We start from the raw sequence: 19,165 nt of genomic DNA on the forward strand, positions 1-19,165 counted from the left end.
TGCAGTCGCGACTCTTCCCCAAGCATAGCAGCGTGAAAGGTGTCACGTTTTGAAAGCGTAGGATATTGCTACACAGCAATGGCCGCGTGCAACGCGTCAGGAGAACTGCTCGCCAAACACGAAGATGAACTGGGCCACACCGGCGGCGAAACCCAGGGCGGCGCCCACCAGGATCAGCTTGATCTCGTCTTCCTGGAAGCAGGGACGCAGCAGGTCCTGGAACTCTTCGGAGCTGAGCGCCACCATACGTTCGACCATGATGCTTTCCACCGCTTCGGCCCGATCCTTTTCGAATACCGGGTTGTTGAATGAGGAAGAGGAGATTTCCAGCGCCTTTTCACCCACCTGGTTCTTCAGGGTGGCGAAGCCGGTGGGGCCGAAGGCCATCTGGGTCAGCGCTTTCGCTATGCCGGTGGTTTCGTCCACCAGCGGCTTCATGTGCTTGCGCACCATGTTCTTGGCGCGATCGCCGTTGGGGCCGTTGAGGACGGCGTTGATGATGTTGCCGACAGTCAGGATCTCGTGGGTGACGATGTAGCAGAAGGATTCCGCCACTTCCCGCTGGCGCTTGAGGAACAGTCCCTGCAGCAGGATCGGGCCCACCTTGCGCTCGCGCAGCGGGCGAAAGATGACGTTCAGTGCGATCCAGTTGGTGGCCCAACCCACCAGCAGGCCGAAGAAAGGCAGTACCCACCAGGCCTGGTAAAAATACCAGACCGCCATCTGGACCAGCCCGAACAGGAAGCCGAAGTAGAGTCCGGAGTTGACGATAAAGCGGAATTCCTTCTCGCCGCATTCCAGGAAAATCCGGTTGAGCAGGCGCTTGTCGGTGGCCAGTTGCTCGATGACCATGCCCTTGATGTCCAGCAACCCCTCGATATTGGCCGACAGGTCGTCCACCAGGTTGTCCACCAGTTGCGGCGTGGAGCGGCGGACCCGGTCATACACCATCTTGCGGGCCGAGGCGGGCAGGTTCTCCCAGAAGGTGGGGTATTCGCGCAGCATGAGTTCGTCGACGTATTCCTCGGTGCGGGGCTCGACGGTCTGCACCACGTACTCGCCGAGCACCTGGGGGTCGATCTGCTCGAAGATCTCGCGCACCGTGCCGATCTTGGAAATGGTGGCATCCACGCTCTTGGCCGCCATTTTACGGGCCTTGGAGGGGATGATGCCCTGCCAGCCCCAGATGGGGCGCACACCGATAAACTCCAGGGGGTAGAAGGTCATCTTGATGGCGAGCCAGTTGGTGACCCAGCCGATCAATGCGGCAATAACGGGGATACTGAGGTATTGCCAGAATTCGGCGCTGTGCAGCAACTCGCTCATGCGTACGACTCGTCTTGTCCGTTATCGTTATCGAAGGCAGGGCGCCACCGGCTGTGCCATCGGATCGCGTGCCGCCCGATGGTGGGCCACCGGGCGGAAACACGCCCTGGCATCTTCTGCATGCGCCCGAAAACTGTCAATGACGCTGGCGCAGGAACGTGCGGTCAGCACGATCAAAGCGTTTCGCTGCGAATGTCCGGGGACTCGTCCGCAGCCGGCCGGCCTTTGAGACGGTCGGTGGCGCCTTCGATCAGTGACAGCAGCACCGGAACCACCAGCAGGATCAGGAACGTTCCGGTGGCCAGGCCGAAGGCAATGCTCACCGCCATCGGGATCAGGAACTGGGCCTGCAGCGACGTTTCGAACAGCAGTGGCAGCAGCCCGCCGATCGTGGTCAGGGAGGTCAGCAGCACGGCCCGCAGGCGTTGGCAGGACGCCTCCACCAGCGCCTCCCGCGCCGGCATCCCGCCTTCCCGGAGTTCCTGGTAGAAGGTCACCAGGATGATCGAATCGTTGATCACGATACCGGACAACCCGAACATGCCGAACAGCGACAGGATGGTCAGGTCGATGCCCAGCAACAGGTGGCCGAGGATGGCGCCGCACAGGCCGAAGGGGATGGCGATCATCACCGCCAGTGGCCAGGTGTAGGCCGAGAAGACCCAGGCCAGGATGATGTAGATCATCGCCAGGCCGATCAGGGCGCCCGAGGCCATGTCCCGGCCGGTCTCTCGCTGTTCCTCGGCCTTGCCCTTGAACGTGGTGCGCACGCCGTACCGGCTTTGCAGTTGCGGGATGGTCTTTTGCTGCAGGTCGGCCAGCACCTGGTTGGCGTTGGTGACCTCGTTGTCCACGTCGGCGGTCACATGCACCCCGAGCTGGCCGTCGGTGTGTCTCAGCAGGGCCAGGCCGCGGCGGGATTCCAGGTTGATCACGTTGGCCAGCGGTGTGGTGTCGCCGGTGGGCGTGACGATGGGCAGGGTGTCCAGGGTGCGCTGCAGGTCGCGCTCGGCCCTGGGCAGCATGATGCGCACTTCCACTTCGTCGTGGCTGTCGTAGAACACCTGCAACAGCTGGCCGTCGAGGGCGGCGCGCATCTGGCGGCCGACGTCGTCGATCGTCAGCCCGAGGCTCTGGGCCAGCGGGGTCAGGGTAAAGATGTACTGCTGCTTGCCCCAGGGCAGGTCGTCGAGGATATCCGTCAGGCCCTGGTACTGACCCAGTGAGGTCTTGAGGGATTCCGCCGCCTGCTTGAGTGTGCCGGCATCCGCTCCGGTGACGAAAATATCCAGCGGCTTGCCCGGGGGGCCGCCCTGTGGACTGGTAATCGACAGCTGCTCGATGCCGGCCCGGCGTGGCAGGGCGTCACGCCACGCCGCAATAAACTGCGGGTTGCGGATGTCGCGGGCGTCGGGCTCGACCAGTTCCACCGACACCATGGCGTATTGCTCGCCCCGTTCGGTGGAGCGGCCGCCGTCAAACGACCCGCGGTTCAGCTCCAGCACCGCCATTTTCACCAGTGGGCCGTCCTTGCCCAGCTCGTCACTGGTTTGCCACAGCGTATCCTCCATCTGCTGGCCATAGGCCTTGACGGCCGAGGGTGGGGTGCCGGCGGCGAACTTCACGCTGGCAACGATGCGCGTCGATTCCGGTGTGGGAAAGAAGGTGAAACGCACGTGGCCGGACGCCACCAGAACCACACTCAGGACCAGCGCACAGCCGGTGGCAACCAGTACCGTGGCCCGGTTTCTCAGGCTCCACTCCGCCATGGGCCGGAAAGTGTGGTCGCGGAAGCGGCTGAACGCCCGGTCCAGCTTCTGGCGCAGCGGGCCTTCCTCCCGGTGATGGTGCTTGTGGAAAGACGCGCGCAGGTGTCCGGGCAGGACCAGGAAACTCTCGATCAGCGAGGCGGTGATCACACAGATCACCACGAAGGGGATGTCCCGCAGGATCTGGCCGATAATGCCGCTGACCAGCATCAGGGGCAGGAAGGCGGCGATGGTGGTCAGCGACGAACTCATCACCGGCACCAGCATGCGCCGGGCGCCCCCTTCGGCGGCCTGCAGCGATCGCTCGCCCTTCTGGTAGTGGGTCATCGCGTCCTCGGCCACCACGATGGCGTCGTCCACAATGATCCCCAGTGCCATGATCAGTGCAAACAGGCTCACCATGTTGATGCTGCCGCCGTTGAGCCAGAGGATCGCCAGCGTCCCCATGAATGAGATGGGAATGCCTGCCGCCACCCAGAAAGCAATGCGGCCGTTGAGGAAGACGAACAGGATGCCCACCACCAGGATCAGCCCGCTCAGGCCGTTCTTGAGCAGGAGGTTGATGCGGTCGACAATCAGCTCGTAGTTTTCATCAAAGGTGATCAACTTGACGCCGTCCGGCAGGGACGGGCGGGTGTCATTCAGCCAGTTGAGCATGATGTCGGCGGAGCTCAGGGCGTCGCTGGTCTCGGCCCGCTGCAACTGCATCAGCACGGCCGGCTGGCCCTGGTAGAACACTTCCACGGCGTTGTCCTTGGGCCGCAGACTGATGTCGGCGATGTCGCCCAGGGTGAGCCGGCGCCCGGCGGCCGTGGTCATGATCGGCATGCGGCTGAATTCGGCTGCGGTGCGGCCCTTTTCCAGGCTGCGGATTTCCCGGGCCGATTCTTCCTCGCCCACGGTGCCGGCCGGGATGTCCTGGCTCTGGCCGAGGATGCGCTGGCCCAGTTGCGGCAGCGACTGGTGCAGTTCGGCGATGCGGTCGCTGCCCACCTCGATAGCGATTTCACGGTCCGGCAGACCGGTCATCTCCACCTTGGCCACGCCCCGGTCGAGCAGCTCGTTCTCGAAGCGATAGGCCAGCGGGCGCAGGGCCTCCAGCCGCACCGGGCCGGTCAGGATGATGCTGGCGATCGGCTCGTTGCGGACGAACTTGCTGATCTCGGGGCGCTCGGCGTCGCTGGGCAGGTTGCGGACCAGGCCCACGTGCTCGTTCACCTGGTCCAGGGCGATGCCCATGTCCGAGCCTTCCTGGTACTCGATCACGATGTTCGAGTAACCCAGCGACGAGGTGGAGCGCATCTCCTTGACGTTATCCAGGTTGCGCAGTTCCTGCTCCAGTGGCGTGGTGATGGAGCGGGCCACGTCCTCGGCGCTGGCGCCGGGCCAGACCACGTGCACGGTGATGAAGTCCGTGGCGAAGTTGGGGAAGAACTGGCGGTTGAGCCCGGTCAGCGCATAGATGCCCGCCAGGACCATGATCAGCATCAGCAGGTTGGCGGCGACCTTGTGTCGTGCAAAGCGGCCCAGCAGGTCCTGTCGATGCTCGCCGCGCGGGTCAGCCATGATCCGTTGCTCCGTCCATCACACTGACCTTCAGGCCGCTGATGGCATTGGGCAACTGGGTGGCCAGGATCCGGTCACCGTCCCGTAACCGGTCGGAGCGGACCAGCAGGAACTGGCGATCCTGTTCGAAGCGATCGCCCATCACCTGCACATCCAGCGCTTCCAGACGGCCGTCCTGTACCCGATACAGGGTGTGTTCATCGTAAAGGGCCGCGACCGGTACGGAGAACAGGCCCGGTTCCGCGGGCAGTTCGAGGGTCATGTCCAGGGTCCGGTTCAGCGCCGCATCGGGCGCGTTGTCCGTAAAGCGGAACAGCCCGTCCACGCCGCCGGCGCCTGTATTGACCTGGCCGGACAGGCGCGTCAGGTGGAGCTGGCGGGAAACTCCGCCAAGACGCGTCGTGGCGGTCAGCGCCCGATCGTTGGCCAGGGCCTGCTGGATCGTGGGGATGCGGTTCATGGGAATCTGGGCGCGGACTTCCAGGTCGTCGCTGGCGTAAAGGCTGACCAGCGCTTCGCCGGGCCGGACCCGCTCACCGGGACTGACGTCGATTTCGGTAATGATGCCGTCGAACGGCGCGTGGATACGGGTACGGCCCAGATCGAGTCCGGCCTGGGCCAACAGCGCGTTGGCGCGGTCCAGTTTGGCCTTTAGCGATTTCAGGCGGCTGTCATGGTTGGCCACCGCGAGCTGGCGGTTGACCAGGGAGATTTCGGCGGCCTGGAGGGCTTCCCGGGCTTGGTCCAGACGGGTCTGGCTGTTGAGATTGGATTCGGACAGGCGCTGCTCGCGGTCCAGCGCCCGCTGGGCCAGGGCGACCAGGGACTTCTCCCGGTCCAGCAGTTGCCGGTCGGCGTCGTACTGGTTGCGCTCCTGGGCGATCTGGCTTTCCAGTTCCGCCAAGTCCGCCTGGCGCTGGTCCACCAGCAGGCTGACTTCGTCGTCCTCCAGCTCCAGGATAATGTCGTCCCGCTTCACGTGCTGGCCTTCCAAATGCACCAGGCGGGCCACGTCCGCGGTCACCGCAGCGCTCAGGGTCGAGCGGAAAGGCGTTTCAACACGCCCCAACAGGCGTATCTGCGGCGATCGGCTGGCAGGCTCGATCACTGTGGTCTGGATCGGCCAGGCCTTCTCTTCCGGGGTGCTTTCCGGTGGTGTCGGCCGTAAGGCGATCAGCAGGCCGGCGATAACGACGGCTACAAGGACCAGCAGGACTGGAAGCAGACGCCGCCGGTTAAGGCGGGATCGAATGGATGCATGCACGGCCTGAACTCTCAACGGTTGTTATCGTCCGGGGCGTTTGCGGACTGTTTTAGTGTGGTGTCTTACTGACTGGACGGAGTGCGCCCAATACGCCGCATTCTAGTGGGTTTTGCGCCGCGCCGCATGGTCGGGCGCAATCTGTAGGGAAACCTCAGCTATGGTGCTGCTGGCCGTCGCCCCACAGCCAGTGGCAGATGGCCAGCGCCGCGACCGGCGCGGTTTCGGTCCGCAGGACCCGGGGGCCCAGGGCGGCGGCAATAAATCCCACCTGTTCGGCGGCGCCGATTTCCTCTTCGTTCAGGCCGCCCTCGGGGCCGACCAGCAAGGCCAGGCGCGTCGGCGTCGCCAGGCCGGTCAGCGACTGCTCGGTGCGGTGGTGCAGGACCAGGCGAAGATCGTCCTCGCCGGTGGCTGCAAACCAGTCCGCCAGCGTGGACACCGGTTCGATCACCGGCACCACGGCCCGCCCGCACTGTTCCGCGGCGCTGATCGCCACCTGCTGCCAGTGCCGCAGGCGCTTGTCCTCGCGGTCGCCCTTCAGCTTGACCTCGCAACGATCGCTGACCAGCGGCGTGATGCGGGCCACACCCATCTCCACGCTTTTCTGGATGGCGTAATCCATGCGATCCCCGCGGGACAACACCTGCCCCAGGTGCACCCGCAACGGCGACTCGGCGGCGTTGGCCACCGGTTCGCCCACACGCGCCCACACCGCTTTCTTGCCGACCTCCGTCAGCGTGGCCGGATAGTCGTAGCCGTCGCCGTTGAACAGTTCGATGGCCTGTTCCGGCTGCATGCGCAGCACGCGGCCCACGTGGTTGGCCGCGTGGGCATCGAGCTCGATTTCCTGGCCGGCGACCAGGGTCACCGGCGAGTAGATGCGGGGGATGCGCATTAGGGAACCTCTGCTTGCTCAGTCCTGGGTCGCGATTTCGATGCCTTCGGTGGCCACCTGTGCCAGATGGCGGATCTGCTCTTCGGTGATCACATACGGCGGCATGAAGTAGACCACGTTGCCCAGCGGACGCAGCAGCGCCTGGCGGGTCAGCGAATGACGGTAGACGCGGATGCCGCGGCGTTCCTGCCAGGGGAAGAGCTCTTTGCTGGCCTTGTCCTTCACCATCTCGATGGCCAGGGTCATGCCGTGCTGGCGGATGTCGCCCACGTGCGGGTGATCGGCCAGGTGCGCGACGGAATCCGCCATGCAGCGGGCCAGGCGTTGGTTGTTCTCGATCACGTTGTCGTCGCGGAAGATGTCCAGCGTGGCCAGGGCAACCGCGCAACCGATCGGGTTGCCGGTGTAGCTGTGCGAGTGCAGGAACGCCCGCATGGTCTCGTAGTCGTCGTAGAAGGCGTCGTAGACGTCATCGGTGGTCAGCACCACGGACAACGGCAGGTAGCCGGCGGTCAGTCCCTTGGACAGGCACATGAAGTCCGGGGAAATGCCCGCCTGCTCACAGGCGAACAGGGTCCCCGTGCGGCCGAAGCCCACGGCGATTTCGTCGGCAATCAGGTGCACGCCGTACTTGTCGCAGGCTTCCCGCAGCTTGGTGTGGTAGATCGCGTGGTGCATGCGCATGTTGCCGGCGCACTGGATCAGCGGCTCGACGACCACCGCGCAGATCTCGTCGTGGCGTTCGGCCAGGATCCGGTCCATCGCCTCGAACTGGCGCAGGGCGTAGTCTTCCCAGCTTTCGCCTTCCTCGCGGTTGAACGCATCCGGTGACGGTGCGGTGATGACTTTCATCAGCAGCGGCTCGTAGGTGTCCTTGTAGAGGGACACGTCACCCAGGGCAAGGGCGCCGAGGGTTTCGCCGTGGTAGCTGTTGCCCAGGTTGACGAAGTTCTTCTTGCCGGGTTTGCCCTTGTTGCGCCAGTAGTGATAACTCATTTTCAGCGCGGCTTCGATGGCAGACGAACCGTTGTCTGCATAGAAGCATTTGTTCAGGCCGTCCGGGGTGATGTCGATCAGGCGTTCGGAGAGATTGACCACCGGCTCGTGACTGAAGCCGGCGAGGATGACGTGCTCCAGTTGCTCGGTCTGCTCGCGGATGGCAGCGTTGATCCGCGGGTTGGCGTGGCCGAACAGGTTGACCCACCAGGAACTGACCGCATCGATGTAACGGTTCTCTTCGAAGTCCTCCAGCCAGACGCCTTCGCCCCGCTTGATGGGAATCAGCGGCAGGCTTTCGTGGTCTTTCATCTGGGTGCAGGGGTGCCAGACGGCTTTCAGGTCCCGCTTGACGATATCGGCGTTGCGCATGGTTCTCTCCTCTGACGGCCCGGGATGAGGGGGTTCTTGAGCTTCGCCCTTTTGTCGTGTCCCGGCAACGAAAAATTCGGATCCGCAATGATACTGGTGCCCAGGGGGTAGGTGCCAGTTCGGGGGGATTATCCATAGGGTGGAACGCTGGCCAATCTGCCCCGGGCCCGGGTACCCGCGGCCAATGGCGGAGTCGTTGCGGTAGTGGAAGATGGTTTCAGCGATGAGACAGGAGACACAGCATGAAGTTTGACGTGGTGCACCCGTACGATGCGAGTCTCGATACCGTGCTGGGTGCCTTCTTTGACGAGCAGCATATCCAGGAAAAGAACGAGCGCCTGGGCCACCGTAACGTACAGGTTCGCGAACTCAAGTGTGACGATACGGCCGGCAAGATCGTGGTGGAGCGGGAAATGACCACCTCGGTCAAGGTCCCCGGGGCACTGGCCGGTTTTCATCGGGAGTGGAACGCCGTTCGCCAGGAAGAACACTGGTTCCGCAAGGACTCCGAAGAGTGGCACTGCGAGTTCCGGGTGCGGATCGAAGGCGTGCCCGCCAAGATCAAGGGCAACATGCAGCTCAAGGGGGAGGGCGAGGCCTGCACCAACCACGTGTCGTTGGATGTACGCTGTGAAATCCCGCTGCTGGGCAAGAAAATCGCCCAGTTCCTGGTGGAGGATACGCGCATCAAGATCGAGCAGGAATACGACGCCACGCGGGGTATGCTCTGAGTTTCCCGGTTGGCAAGGGCATGTAGCCGACGCTTCAGCTTCGGAGGGCCCGCCAGGGCCCCGGAACTATCCGACAAGTTCAGATCGAAGCCCATAATGTCAGAACAGAGCGTGTTTTCTGGGCTGTTCGCAGGCATGCCGACTCAAGCCTGAAGCCAGTGGATACCCTAGCCTTCGTTGCAATAGGCGGCCCTCCCTGGCCGGCTATTACAACCGGGACGTCCCTGTCCCTCCTTCGGCAAGGATATCCACTGGCTTTGAGAGACCTTGGCGTTAACGGAACCTGGCAGGCCTCCGGCCTGCTCCGAAGCTGAAGCGTCGGCTACATTGTTGGTCACCCCAGGCTGCCATGACATCTCGTGCTGAAACAAAAAAGGGAGCCGAATGGCTCCCTTTTTGCGTCGCGTCGTTTTGGCAAGCTGCCGTCAGTGCTTCAACACCCGTGACAGGAACGACTGCGTCCGTTCGTTCTGCGGGTTGTCGAAGACCGCGTCCGGTTTGCCTTCCTCGACGATCTGGCCGCCGTGGATATAGATGACGCGATCCGCCACTTCCCGGGCGAAACCCATCTCGTGGGTGACGACCATCATGGTCATCCCTTCCTTGGCCAGTTCCCGCATGACATCCAGCACTTCGCCGATCATCTCCGGGTCCAGGGCCGAGGTGGGCTCGTCGAACAGCATCAGGCGCGGTTCCATGGCCAGGGCACGGGCGATCGCCACACGCTGCTGCTGGCCGCCGGACAACTGGGCCGGGTACTTTTCCGCCTGGTTGGCAATGCCGACCCGGTCCAGCAGCTTCATGGCCACGCCGGCCGCCGCCGATTTGTCCGTGTCCTTGACCTTCATCGGCGCCAGCATGATGTTCTCCTTCACCGTCAGGTGCGGAAACAGGTTGAACTGCTGGAACACCATGCCGACTTCCTTGCGGATGGCGGCCAGGGCCTTCTGGTTGCCGCCCTTGGGAGCGAGCTTCTGCTGGTCGACGACCAGTTCGCCCGACTCATACCCCTCAAGGCCGTTCACGCAGCGGATCAGCGTCGACTTGCCGGAGCCACTGGCGCCGATGATCACCACCACTTCACCGGACTGGACCTCCAGGTCAATGTCCTTGAGAACATGGTGATCGCCGAAATACTTGTTCAGGCGCTGCATGCGCACGATCTTTTCCATGGTCAGCCTCCGTCAGGTCGATGCCAGTCCGCGGCGCTCCACAAAGCGCAGCAGGGACGACAGGGTCAGGGTGATGGCGAGGTACAGCAGGGCCACCATGAAATACACCTCGAAGGCGGTGAAGGTGGTCGCGATGTAGATCTGGCCCTGGCGGACCAGTTCGCCCACGCCGATGACGGAGAACAGGGAAGTGTCCTTGATGCTGACGATGGCCTGGTTGCCCAGCGGCGGGATCATGCGACGCAGGGCCTGCGGCCAGATCACGGACCAGAACGTCTGCGACCGGGACAGCCCCAGTGAGACGCCGGCTTCCGTCTGGCCCTTGTCGATGGACTGCACGCCACCGCGGACCACTTCGGAGATGTAGGCGCCTGAGTTGAGGGCGATGGCTGCGATACCGGCGGTCAGCGCGTTGATCGGGCCGCCCACGATGTCGGGCAGACCGTAGAAGATGAACAGCACCTGCACGAGGATGGGGGTGCCCCGGAAAACCTCGATGTAGGCCGTTGCCGGCCAGCGCAGCAGGCGGTTGCGGCTGAGGCTCGCCAGACCCGTGATGATCCCGATGGCGAAGCCGATCAGCAGGCCGCCGAACGATATGAGCAGGGTGTAGGGAATACCCTTCAGCAGATAGGGCACTGAGCCAAAGGCGGCGCCCCAATCGAATTGAAAGCCGGATTCCACGTTACGTTTCTCCAGTGTCTAAACAGAAAAACGCAGGGCACCGCGAGGTACCCTGCGCTGTTTGCATTGGAATTACTGGTCCTCCGGCATCGGGCCGAACCACTTCTCGTAGATATCCTTGTAAGTACCGTCTTCCTTCATGCTGGCCAGGGCCTCGTTGACCTTATCCAGCCACTTGCTGCCGCTCTTCAGGGCGATACCGTACTGCTGGCCTTCATACAGCGGGCCCACGGTGGTGACGCGGCCCTTGCCCTTGGTGCGGGCGAAGTAGCCCACGTTCGGGGCATCGTAGAACACCGCATCGACGCTGCCGGACATCAGGGCCATGTACATGTCGGCACTGCCCGGATACGGGGTGACGCCGTCATCGTCCTCGATGTTCTTGGTCAGGTAGTCGTAGCTGGTACTGCCGATCTTGGTGCCGACCTTCTTGCCTTCCAGGTCGTCGACGGTCTTGATGGAGTCGTCGCCCTTCTTGACCAGCAGGCGCAGACCGGAATCGTAGTACGGGTCGGAGAAATCGACGATCTGTTCCCGCTCGTCCGTTATGGTGATACCGGCCAGGGCAATATCCACGTTACCGGTCTGCAGGGCCGGGATAATGCCGTTGAAATCCATGGTGTTGAGTTTGTAGTCGAAGCCCGCCCGCTTGGCGACTTCAGCGAGGATGTCCATATCGAAGCCGACCATCTTGCCGGAATCCTGGTCCATCATCTCGAACGGGACGAAGCTCGGGTCGGTGACGGCACGCAGGGTCTCTGCGCTGGCCATTGTGGTGCCCAGGGTCAGGGCGAGGGTCGCACTCACGGTCTTCAGCCATTTGGCGCTCATAGTTCCTCCTGGTTTCTTTTTTTGATATCTGATCTTGCTTTTGGCAACGACGTCGTGGGACCGCAAATCCCGTAACCGGCGGGGATTTCTCCCAATCAGATGAGTTTAGACCATGGCGGGAAAGGGCACGGAAAGTCAATTTTAACGGCCGAGACTGAAGTCGTATTGACGTCTGTTCTGGCGGGGAAATTGCCCGACTGGAGAAGGCCGGTCGGGCGGGGAATCGCGACGATCAGAACGAGATCTTGTCGCGCTGGGCCAAGCCCAGGTTGTTCCAGATATTCACGCTGGCGGTGGCCTGGTTCAGCGTGTAGAAGTGCAGGCCCGGTGCGCCCGCCTCCAGCAGTTTCTCGCACATACCGGTGACCACTTCCTCGCCGAACTGGCGAATGCTCTCGCTGTCGTCACCGTAGGCTTCCAACTGCTTGCGGATCCAGCGGGGGATTTCCGCACCGCACATTTCCGAGAAACGCGCCAGGTTGGTGTAGTTGACGATCGGCATGATGCCCGGCACGACCGGAATCGTAACGCCCATCTTTTCCAGCCGGTCGATGAAGTAGAAGTAGCTGTCGACGTTGAAGAAATACTGGGTGATGGCGCTGTTGGCGCCGGCTTTCACCTTGCGGACGAAGTTCTTCAGATCGTCTTCGGCACTGCGCGCCTGGGGATGGAATTCCGGATAGGCGGCCACTTCGATGTTGAAGGCGTCGCCGGAGTGCTCGCGAATGAAACTCACCAGTTCGTTGGCGTAGCGCAGCTCGCCGCCAGCCCCCATGCCGGAGGGGAGATCGCCGCGCAGGGCCACGATGCGGTTGATGCCGTTTTCCATGTACAGGTCCAGCAGTTCGGCAACGCTCTCGCGGGAGCCGCCGATGCAGGACAGGTGCGGGGCGGTGGAAATGCCCTGGTTGTGCAGGCTGAGCACCGTGTCGATGGTGCGGTCGCGGGTGGAGCCGCCGGCACCGAAAGTCACGGAGAAGAAATCGGGGTTTACTTCAGCCAACTGGTCGCGCACAGCCTGGAGTTTCTCCTTGCCCTGGTCGGTCTTGGGCGGGAAGAATTCGAAACTGAAGCGTCGATTGAACTGTTTCTGGGATTCCATGGGCTTGCTCTATTCATTGTCGGCGCGGCCAACCGGCCGCACCGTACTTCACGGTTTAACAGGCGGGTGCCGGTGCACCCGTGTTCCGAGGGGCCGGATCAGTACTTGTAGGAATCCGGCTTGTACGGACCTTCCACATCGACACCGATGTACCTGGCCTGCTCCGGGGTCAGCCTGGTGATGGTGCCACCGAAGCCTTCCACCATGGCGCGGGCCACTTCCTCGTCGAGGTGCTTGGGCAGGACCTGGACGTAGACGCCCTTGGCGCGGGCATCTTCCGGCAGGTCCGCAAAACGGCGCTCGAACAGGTGCATCTGCGCCAGGACCTGGTTGGCGAAGGAGCCGTCCATGATCCGGGACGGGTGGCCGGTGGCGTTGCCCAGGTTCACCAGGCGGCCTTCGGACAGCAGGATCAGGTAGTCGCCGGCGGACTTGTCCCGGTGGATCAGGTGCACCTGCGGCTTGATCTCCTCCCACTCCCAGTGCTTGCGCATGTAGGCGGTGTCGATCTCGTTGTCGAAGTGGCCGATGTTGCAGACCACGGCGCCGGCCTTGAGGTTCTTCAGCATGTTGGCGTCGCACACGTTCACGTTGCCGGTGGTGGTGACCACCAGGTCGGTGTTCTGCAGCAGGTCGCGGTTGATGGCGGCTTCGGTGCCGGTGTTGACGCCGTCGATATAGGCGGAGACCAGCTCAAAGCCGTCCATGCACGCCTGCATGGCACAGATCGGATCGGCCTCGGTGACCTTCACGATCATGCCTTCCTGGCGCAGGGAGGCCGCCGAGCCCTTGCCCACATCGCCGTAGCCGATGACCAGCGCCTTCTTGCCGGCCAGCAGGTGGTCGGTGGCTCGCTTGATGGCGTCGTTCAGGCTGTGACGACAACCGTACTTGTTGTCGTTCTTGGACTTGGTGATGGCGTCGTTGACGTTGATCGCCGGCACTTTCAGGGTGCCTTCGCGCAGCATTTCCTGCAGGCGATGGACGCCGGTGGTGGTTTCCTCGGTAACGCCGTGGCAGTTGGCCAGGACGTCCGCGTGTTTCTCGTGGAGCAGGGCGGTCAGGTCGCCGCCGTCGTCCAGGATCATGTTCGGCTCCCAGCCGTCCACGTCCGCGCCCACGGTGCGCTCGAGGCACCAGTCGTACTCCTCGTCGGTCTCGCCCTTCCAGGCAAACACCGGGATGCCCTGCGCCGCGATCGCTGCCGCCGCGTGATCCTGGGTGGAGAAGATGTTGCAGGAGGACCAGCGAACCTCGGCACCCAGTTCAATCAGCGTCTCGATCAGCACAGCCGTCTGGATGGTCATGTGGATGCAGCCCATGATCCTGGCGCCTTTCAGCGGCTGCTCGCCCTTGTACTTGTTGCGCAGGGCCATCAGGGCGGGCATTTCGCTCTCGGCGATCATGATTTCCTTGCGGCCCCAGTCGGCCAGGGAAATGTCGCGGACCTTGTAGTCCTGGTTGCCAGTCAGTTGTTCAGCCGGTGTGCTCATTGTCTGTGCTCCTGGTTCTGGTGACGTTGCCGCGTCAATCGCCGCAACGCGATGATTCAGTATTTGCTCCCCTCTCCCCTGGAGGGAGAGGGGCCGGGGGAGAGGGGGTGATTCGAACGGCAGAGTGGCCTGCTCCCCCTCTCCCCAAACCCCCACTCCGCTTATGCCGCCTCTACCCCGCAAGGGGCGAGGGGCTTTAACAGGGTGTGGCTAAAACGTCGGGAATCAGATGCCCGCAGCATCCTTCAGCGCGGCGGCCTTGTCCGTCTTCTCCCACGGGAAGGCGGTGAAGGTCTTGCCGCCGACGGTCATTTCATACGGCTCGCGGCCGAAGTGGCCGTAGGCTGCAGTGGCGCGGTACATCGGGTGCAGCAGGTCCAGCATGCGGGTAATGGCATACGGACGCAGGTCGAAGTGCTCGCGGACCAACGGGATGATCTTGTCCTCGGCGATCTTGCCGGTGCCGAAAGTGTTGATGGAGATGGAAGTCGGCTCCGCCACGCCGATGGCGTAGGAAACCTGGATCTCGCAGCGATCGGCCAGGCCGGCGGCGACGATGTTCTTGGCCACGTAGCGACCGGCGTAGGCCGCGGAACGGTCCACCTTGGACGGGTCCTTGCCGGAGAACGCGCCGCCACCGTGACGGGCCATGCCGCCATAGGTGTCGACGATGATCTTGCGGCCGGTCAGGCCACAGTCGCCCACCGGACCGCCGATGACGAACTTGCCGGTTGGGTTGATGTGGAACTTGGTGTCCTTGGTCAGCAGCTCAGCCGGGATCACGTGTTTGACGATCAACTCCATGACCGCTTCCTTCAGGTCCGCCTGGCTGACGCTGGGGTCGTGCTGGGTGGACAGGACCACCGCGTCGATGCCGCTGACACGGCCGTTTTCGTAGCGGCAGGTCACCTGGCTCTTGGCATCCGGACGCAGCCACGGCAACAGCCCGTTCTTGCGGGCTTCCGCCTGGCGTTCCACCAGACGGTGGGCATAGCAGATCGGGGCTGGCATCAGCACGTCGGTTTCGTTGCTGGCGTAGCCGAACATCAGACCCTGGTCGCCGGCGCCCTGGTCTTCCGGCTTCTGGCGGTCGACGCCCTGGGCGATGTCGACGGACTGCTTGCCGATGATGTTGATCACGCCGCAGGTGTCGCCGTCGAAGCCGACGTCGGAGGAGGTGTAGCCGATGTCCTTGATCACCGAGCGCACCAGGTCTTCGAGGTCGACCCACGCGGACGTGGTGATCTCGCCGCCGACAATCGCCACGCCGGTCTTGACCATGGTTTCACACGCGACACGGGCGTTGGGATCTTCGGTCAGGATGGCGTCCAGGACCGCATCGGAAATCTGGTCGGCCAGCTTGTCCGGATGACCTTCGGACACGGACTCGGACGTGAAGATGCTGTAGTCAGACATGCTTGCGAATTCCTTTTTGTTCAGGCGGCTTATCGCGCCGCAACATGTTGATGAAACAAAGGGTTTAAACAACGTGTGGTTGAAGGTTACGCCATCACTGGCTTTCCGGTTTCCGGAATTCACGAACCTGAATCTGGAAACCGTTTCTCAATCCGATAAAGAGGGTTTCACCGGTCTCCAGACCGGCATCACGGGCCCAGGCGCTTAGCTCTTCGGGCTCGAAACCCAGCCAGAGATCGCCACAGTTGGCCTTGGCCCAGTTCTGGTCGTGGCTGCACAGATCGCTGATGACGAGATAACCGCCATCGCGCATCAGCGCCGCCGCGTCCACGAAAATGTCCGCCGGACTCGGGACGTGGTGGAGCACCATGTTGGCCACCACCAGATCAAAGCTGGCCCGGTGCTCATCCCGCAGGCGGTCGGCGGTGCCTTCCAGCAGCCGGATGTTGTCCAGCCCGGTGTCCTCGCAGCTGATGCGGGCCTTGGACAGCATGTCGCGGGAGTTATCCACCGCCACGACCTGCTCGCTGATTCGGCCCAGCTCGGCCAGGAAGGCGCCCTCGCCGGGACCGATCTCCAGGCTGGCCCGCCAGCGCTGTCCGGCTGCTTTCTGGGCGATCAGCTCCGCCACCGGCTCGGCGTACTGCTCGAACGCCGCGATCAACTCCTGCTGCTCCCGGAACTGCTCGGCGTGACGGGCAAAGAAAGCCTGGGACTGATCCGCCCGCTGATCGCGGATTTCCTGGATGCGCTCGCTCAGGTGAGCAGGCAGCACCACCTGATCGACCAGTTCGAACACCTGGTGTACCGCCCGATCGGCCAGCGACTCGACGTTGGCCCGCAGCGGCCGCCGGTAAAAGATGGCATTGCCTTCGCGCTGGGGTTCCAGCAGGCCCGCCTGGCTCAGCACCTTGAGGTGGTGGCTCATGCCCGACTGGCGCATGTCGAAAATCCGGCTGAGTTCCAGTACCCCGAACGTATCCCGCTGCAGGACCCGCAGGATCTCCAGGCGCAACGGATCGCCGCTGGCCTTGAGGACCGGCGCCAGGACATCCAGCGCAGCAGGCTGGTCGGCGGGAAAGGGGGCAATACTGTTCATGGGATGCAGTTTAGGCGCTGTTCAGGTTGGGATCAATAAATATATCAAAAAATTTTGATATAGATGTGAGGCGGGTTTGATGCGCGAGCCTGCCGCCGCTTTCCCACCGCCACCCGACGTCGTGTCGCCGGTTTGTTTCCAGCTGTCGATCACACCTATTTTCAAAGCTTTCCGGGACTTCGGCGTCAACCTTGGCAAACTGCTTTACTCGGACGGCGGCCCATCCCCCGAATTTCCCGGGGATGTATTTGCCCATTGACTGCCTAATCGGCGAAAATATGCGCCTTCCTGATTTCGGGTCCGGGTTTCGAGGGGGCAAAAGGCGCCCTGAAACCCGCCATGAAAAAGTCGTCGCACACGCTGGAGATAACTGAATGCCGTCCCGTAAAGATCTTGCCAACGCCATCCGCGCACTCAGCATGGATGCGGTCCAGAAGGCCAAATCCGGCCACCCCGGTGCCCCCATGGGCATGGCAGATATTGCCGAAGTGCTCTGGAACGATTACCTGAGCCATAACCCGACCGACCCGCACTGGGCCAACCGGGACCGCTTCGTCCTGTCCAACGGCCACGGCTCCATGCTGCAGTACTCCCTGTTGCACCTGAGCGGCTACGATCTTTCCATCGACGACCTGAAGAACTTCCGCCAACTGCACAGCAAGACGCCGGGGCACCCGGAGTACGGTTACACCCCGGGCGTTGAAACCACCACCGGCCCGCTGGGGCAGGGCATCGCCAACGCGGTGGGTTTTGCGGTGGCCGAGAAGGCGCTGGCGGCCCAGTTCAACCGTGACGGCCACAACATCGTCGATCACTACACCTACGCTTTCCTGGGCGACGGCTGCCTGATGGAAGGCATCTCCCATGAAGTCTGCTCCCTGGCCGGCACCCTGGGCCTGGGCAAGCTGATCATGTTCTACGACGACAACGGCATCTCCATCGACGGCGAAGTGGACGGCTGGTTCACCGATGACACGCCCAAGCGCTTCGACGCCTACGGCTGGCAGGTGATTCCGGACGTCGACGGCCACAACGCCGAGGAAGTCCGCCGCGCGATCGAGGAGGCCCGCGCCAACACCGATCAGCCGACACTGATCTGCTGCAAGACCATCATCGGCTTTGGCGCACCCAACAAGCAGGGCACCGAGAGCTGCCACGGCGCCGCTCTGGGTGAAGACGAGATCGTCGCCACCCGCGAGAACCTGGGCTGGAACCACCCGGCGTTCGAGATCCCGGACGACATCTATGCCGCCTGGGACGCTCGCGAAAAGGGCGCCGCAGCCCAGAAGAGCTGGAACGAAACCTTCGCCGCCTACAAGAGCGCGCACCCGGAGCTGGCCGCCGAATTCGAACGCCGCGTGAAAGGTGATCTGCCGGCGGACTTCTCCGAGAAGGCGGACGCCTACATCAATGAGCTGCAGGCCAAGGGCGAAACCGTGGCCAGCCGTAAAGCCTCGCAGAATACGCTGAACGCGTTCGGCCCGATGCTGCCGGAACTGCTGGGCGGCTCCGCCGACCTGGCCGGCTCCAACCTGACCATCTGGAACGGTAGCAAGGGCATCAATAAGGAAGACGCCAGCGGCAACTACCTCTATTACGGGGTGCGCGAGTTTGGCATGGCCGCCATCATGAACGGCATCGCCCTGCACGGCGGCTTCGTACCCTACGGCGCGACCTTCCTGATCTTCATGGAATACTGTCGCAATGCCGTGCGCATGGCGGCGCTGATGAAGCAGCGTTCCATCTTTGTGTTTACCCACGATTCCATCGGTCTGGGCGAAGACGGCCCGACCCACCAGCCGATCGAACAACTGGCGACGCTGCGGGTCACTCCGAACATGCACGTCTGGCGTCCGGCCGATGCGGTTGAATCCGCGGTGGCCTGGAAAGCCGCGCTGGAGCGTAACGACGGTCCGTCCTCGCTGGTCTTCTCCCGCCAGGGGCTGCCGCACCAGGATCGTACCGCGGCGCAGGTGGCGGATATCGCCAAGGGCGCCTACGTCCTGTCCGACAGTGACGGCACGCCGGACCTGATCCTGATCGCCACCGGCTCCGAAGTTGGCCTGGCCCAGGACGCCGCGGCGCAACTGCGTGAGCAGGGCCAGAAGGTTCGCGTCGTGTCCATGCCGTCCGCCGAAGTGTTCGAAGCCCAGGATGCCAAGTACAAGCAGCAGGTACTGCCGCTGGATGTCACCAACCGCATCGCCATCGAGGCGGCGGCTGAGGACTACTGGTACAAGTACGTCGGCCTGGACGGTCGCATTGTTGGCATGAGCAGCTTTGGCGAGTCCGCACCGGCCGGTGACCTGTTCAAGTTCTTCGGATTCACGGTCGACAACGTGGTCGCCGTGGCCCAGGACCTGCTGGATAACTAAGTCGTCACGATTCAGTTAAAAATCATCGTTACGATTCAAGTAAAATACAGTCGTTGGGTTGCCCTTCGACTGTA

The 19,165-nt window shown here is 62.9% G+C and carries 15 protein-coding genes; 3 read left to right on the forward strand and 12 right to left on the reverse strand.

Annotated elements, in window-relative coordinates; translation table 11 throughout:
• Positions 1-96: 96 nt before the first annotated feature.
• The 5 genes from EZI54_RS17805 to EZI54_RS17825 form a co-directional block, all read right to left on the reverse strand.
• Complete coding sequence (locus EZI54_RS17805; protein ID WP_131483235.1) at positions 97-1,326, reverse strand: DUF445 domain-containing protein; 1,230 nt, start codon at positions 1,324-1,326, stop codon at positions 97-99.
• A gap of 173 nt (positions 1,327-1,499) precedes the next feature.
• Complete coding sequence (locus EZI54_RS17810; RefSeq protein WP_131483236.1) at positions 1,500-4,661, reverse strand: efflux RND transporter permease subunit; 3,162 nt, start codon at positions 4,659-4,661, stop codon at positions 1,500-1,502.
• Complete coding sequence (locus tag EZI54_RS17815; RefSeq protein ID WP_165495790.1) at positions 4,654-5,925, reverse strand: efflux RND transporter periplasmic adaptor subunit; 1,272 nt, start codon at positions 5,923-5,925, stop codon at positions 4,654-4,656. The genes EZI54_RS17810 and EZI54_RS17815 overlap by 8 nt, the downstream gene beginning before the upstream one ends.
• A gap of 151 nt (positions 5,926-6,076) precedes the next feature.
• Positions 6,077-6,820, reverse strand: coding sequence for a 16S rRNA (uracil(1498)-N(3))-methyltransferase (locus EZI54_RS17820; RefSeq protein WP_131483238.1), 744 nt, complete (start codon positions 6,818-6,820; stop codon positions 6,077-6,079).
• A gap of 18 nt (positions 6,821-6,838) precedes the next feature.
• Positions 6,839-8,188 (reverse strand): adenosylmethionine--8-amino-7-oxononanoate transaminase, encoded by a 1,350-nt coding sequence (locus EZI54_RS17825; protein WP_131483239.1) that lies wholly within the window; start codon positions 8,186-8,188, stop codon positions 6,839-6,841.
• Positions 8,189-8,430: 242 nt separating this feature from the next.
• Here EZI54_RS17825 and EZI54_RS17830 point away from each other — a divergent pair, with 242 nt between their 5' ends.
• Complete coding sequence (locus tag EZI54_RS17830; RefSeq protein WP_131483240.1) at positions 8,431-8,919, forward strand: DUF2505 domain-containing protein; 489 nt, start codon at positions 8,431-8,433, stop codon at positions 8,917-8,919.
• A 425-nt stretch (positions 8,920-9,344) separates the two neighbouring features.
• On the opposite strand, the gene EZI54_RS17835 is transcribed toward EZI54_RS17830, so the two are convergent.
• The 7 genes from EZI54_RS17835 to EZI54_RS17865 form a co-directional block, all read right to left on the reverse strand.
• Positions 9,345-10,091, reverse strand: a complete 747-nt coding sequence (locus tag EZI54_RS17835; protein WP_131483241.1) for an amino acid ABC transporter ATP-binding protein — start codon at positions 10,089-10,091, stop codon at positions 9,345-9,347.
• A gap of 12 nt (positions 10,092-10,103) precedes the next feature.
• Positions 10,104-10,775, reverse strand: a complete 672-nt coding sequence (locus EZI54_RS17840) for an amino acid ABC transporter permease (protein ID WP_131483242.1) — start codon at positions 10,773-10,775, stop codon at positions 10,104-10,106.
• 72 nt (positions 10,776-10,847) lie between these two features.
• The gene (locus EZI54_RS17845; RefSeq protein ID WP_131483243.1) at positions 10,848-11,606 is read right to left on the reverse strand and encodes a transporter substrate-binding domain-containing protein; all 759 of its coding nucleotides are present in this window, start codon (positions 11,604-11,606) and stop codon (positions 10,848-10,850) included.
• Positions 11,607-11,838: 232 nt separating this feature from the next.
• Complete coding sequence (gene metF / locus EZI54_RS17850) at positions 11,839-12,708, reverse strand: methylenetetrahydrofolate reductase [NAD(P)H] (protein ID WP_131483244.1); 870 nt, start codon at positions 12,706-12,708, stop codon at positions 11,839-11,841.
• 98 nt (positions 12,709-12,806) lie between these two features.
• Positions 12,807-14,201 (reverse strand): adenosylhomocysteinase, encoded by a 1,395-nt coding sequence (ahcY, locus tag EZI54_RS17855; protein WP_131483245.1) that lies wholly within the window; start codon positions 14,199-14,201, stop codon positions 12,807-12,809.
• 225 nt (positions 14,202-14,426) lie between these two features.
• Positions 14,427-15,617, reverse strand: coding sequence for a methionine adenosyltransferase (metK, locus tag EZI54_RS17860; protein ID WP_131483246.1), 1,191 nt, complete (start codon positions 15,615-15,617; stop codon positions 14,427-14,429).
• Positions 15,618-15,711: 94 nt separating this feature from the next.
• Complete coding sequence (locus EZI54_RS17865) at positions 15,712-16,716, reverse strand: ArsR/SmtB family transcription factor (protein WP_131483247.1); 1,005 nt, start codon at positions 16,714-16,716, stop codon at positions 15,712-15,714.
• Positions 16,717-16,795: 79 nt separating this feature from the next.
• Between EZI54_RS17865 and EZI54_RS17870 the strand changes: the two genes are divergently transcribed.
• Both EZI54_RS17870 and tkt read left to right on the forward strand, forming a co-directional pair.
• Entirely contained in the window at positions 16,796-16,975 is a 180-nt protein-coding gene (locus EZI54_RS17870; RefSeq protein WP_131483248.1) for a hypothetical protein, read from the forward strand.
• 115 nt (positions 16,976-17,090) lie between these two features.
• Positions 17,091-19,091: a transketolase gene (gene tkt, locus EZI54_RS17875; protein ID WP_131483249.1), complete on the forward strand. Its 2,001-nt coding sequence runs from the start codon at positions 17,091-17,093 to the stop codon at positions 19,089-19,091.
• Positions 19,092-19,165 lie beyond the last annotated feature (74 nt).

It is taken from the genome of Marinobacter halodurans (assembly GCF_004327985.1).
Classification (GTDB): domain Bacteria; phylum Pseudomonadota; class Gammaproteobacteria; order Pseudomonadales; family Oleiphilaceae; genus Marinobacter_A; species Marinobacter_A halodurans.

Excerpts from the sequence above, each read along its gene's own strand:
- EZI54_RS17820 (WP_131483238.1), bottom strand. The coding sequence starts at position 6,820 with ATGCGCATCCCCCGCATCTACTCGCCGGTGACCCTGGTCGCCGGCCAG.
- EZI54_RS17870 (WP_131483248.1), top strand. The coding sequence starts at position 16,796 with ATGCGCGAGCCTGCCGCCGCTTTCCCACCGCCACCCGACGTCGTGTCG.
- EZI54_RS17810 (WP_131483236.1), bottom strand. The coding sequence starts at position 4,661 with ATGGCTGACCCGCGCGGCGAGCATCGACAGGACCTGCTGGGCCGCTTT.
- EZI54_RS17830 (WP_131483240.1), top strand. The coding sequence starts at position 8,431 with ATGAAGTTTGACGTGGTGCACCCGTACGATGCGAGTCTCGATACCGTG.
- EZI54_RS17845 (WP_131483243.1), bottom strand. The coding sequence starts at position 11,606 with ATGAGCGCCAAATGGCTGAAGACCGTGAGTGCGACCCTCGCCCTGACC.
- metK (WP_131483246.1), bottom strand. The coding sequence starts at position 15,617 with ATGTCTGACTACAGCATCTTCACGTCCGAGTCCGTGTCCGAAGGTCAT.
- EZI54_RS17835 (WP_131483241.1), bottom strand. The coding sequence starts at position 10,091 with ATGGAAAAGATCGTGCGCATGCAGCGCCTGAACAAGTATTTCGGCGAT.
- EZI54_RS17825 (WP_131483239.1), bottom strand. The coding sequence starts at position 8,188 with ATGCGCAACGCCGATATCGTCAAGCGGGACCTGAAAGCCGTCTGGCAC.
- tkt (WP_131483249.1), top strand. The coding sequence starts at position 17,091 with ATGCCGTCCCGTAAAGATCTTGCCAACGCCATCCGCGCACTCAGCATG.
- EZI54_RS17805 (WP_131483235.1), bottom strand. The coding sequence starts at position 1,326 with ATGAGCGAGTTGCTGCACAGCGCCGAATTCTGGCAATACCTCAGTATC.
- EZI54_RS17865 (WP_131483247.1), bottom strand. The coding sequence starts at position 16,716 with ATGAACAGTATTGCCCCCTTTCCCGCCGACCAGCCTGCTGCGCTGGAT.
- metF (WP_131483244.1), bottom strand. The coding sequence starts at position 12,708 with ATGGAATCCCAGAAACAGTTCAATCGACGCTTCAGTTTCGAATTCTTC.
- ahcY (WP_131483245.1), bottom strand. The coding sequence starts at position 14,201 with ATGAGCACACCGGCTGAACAACTGACTGGCAACCAGGACTACAAGGTC.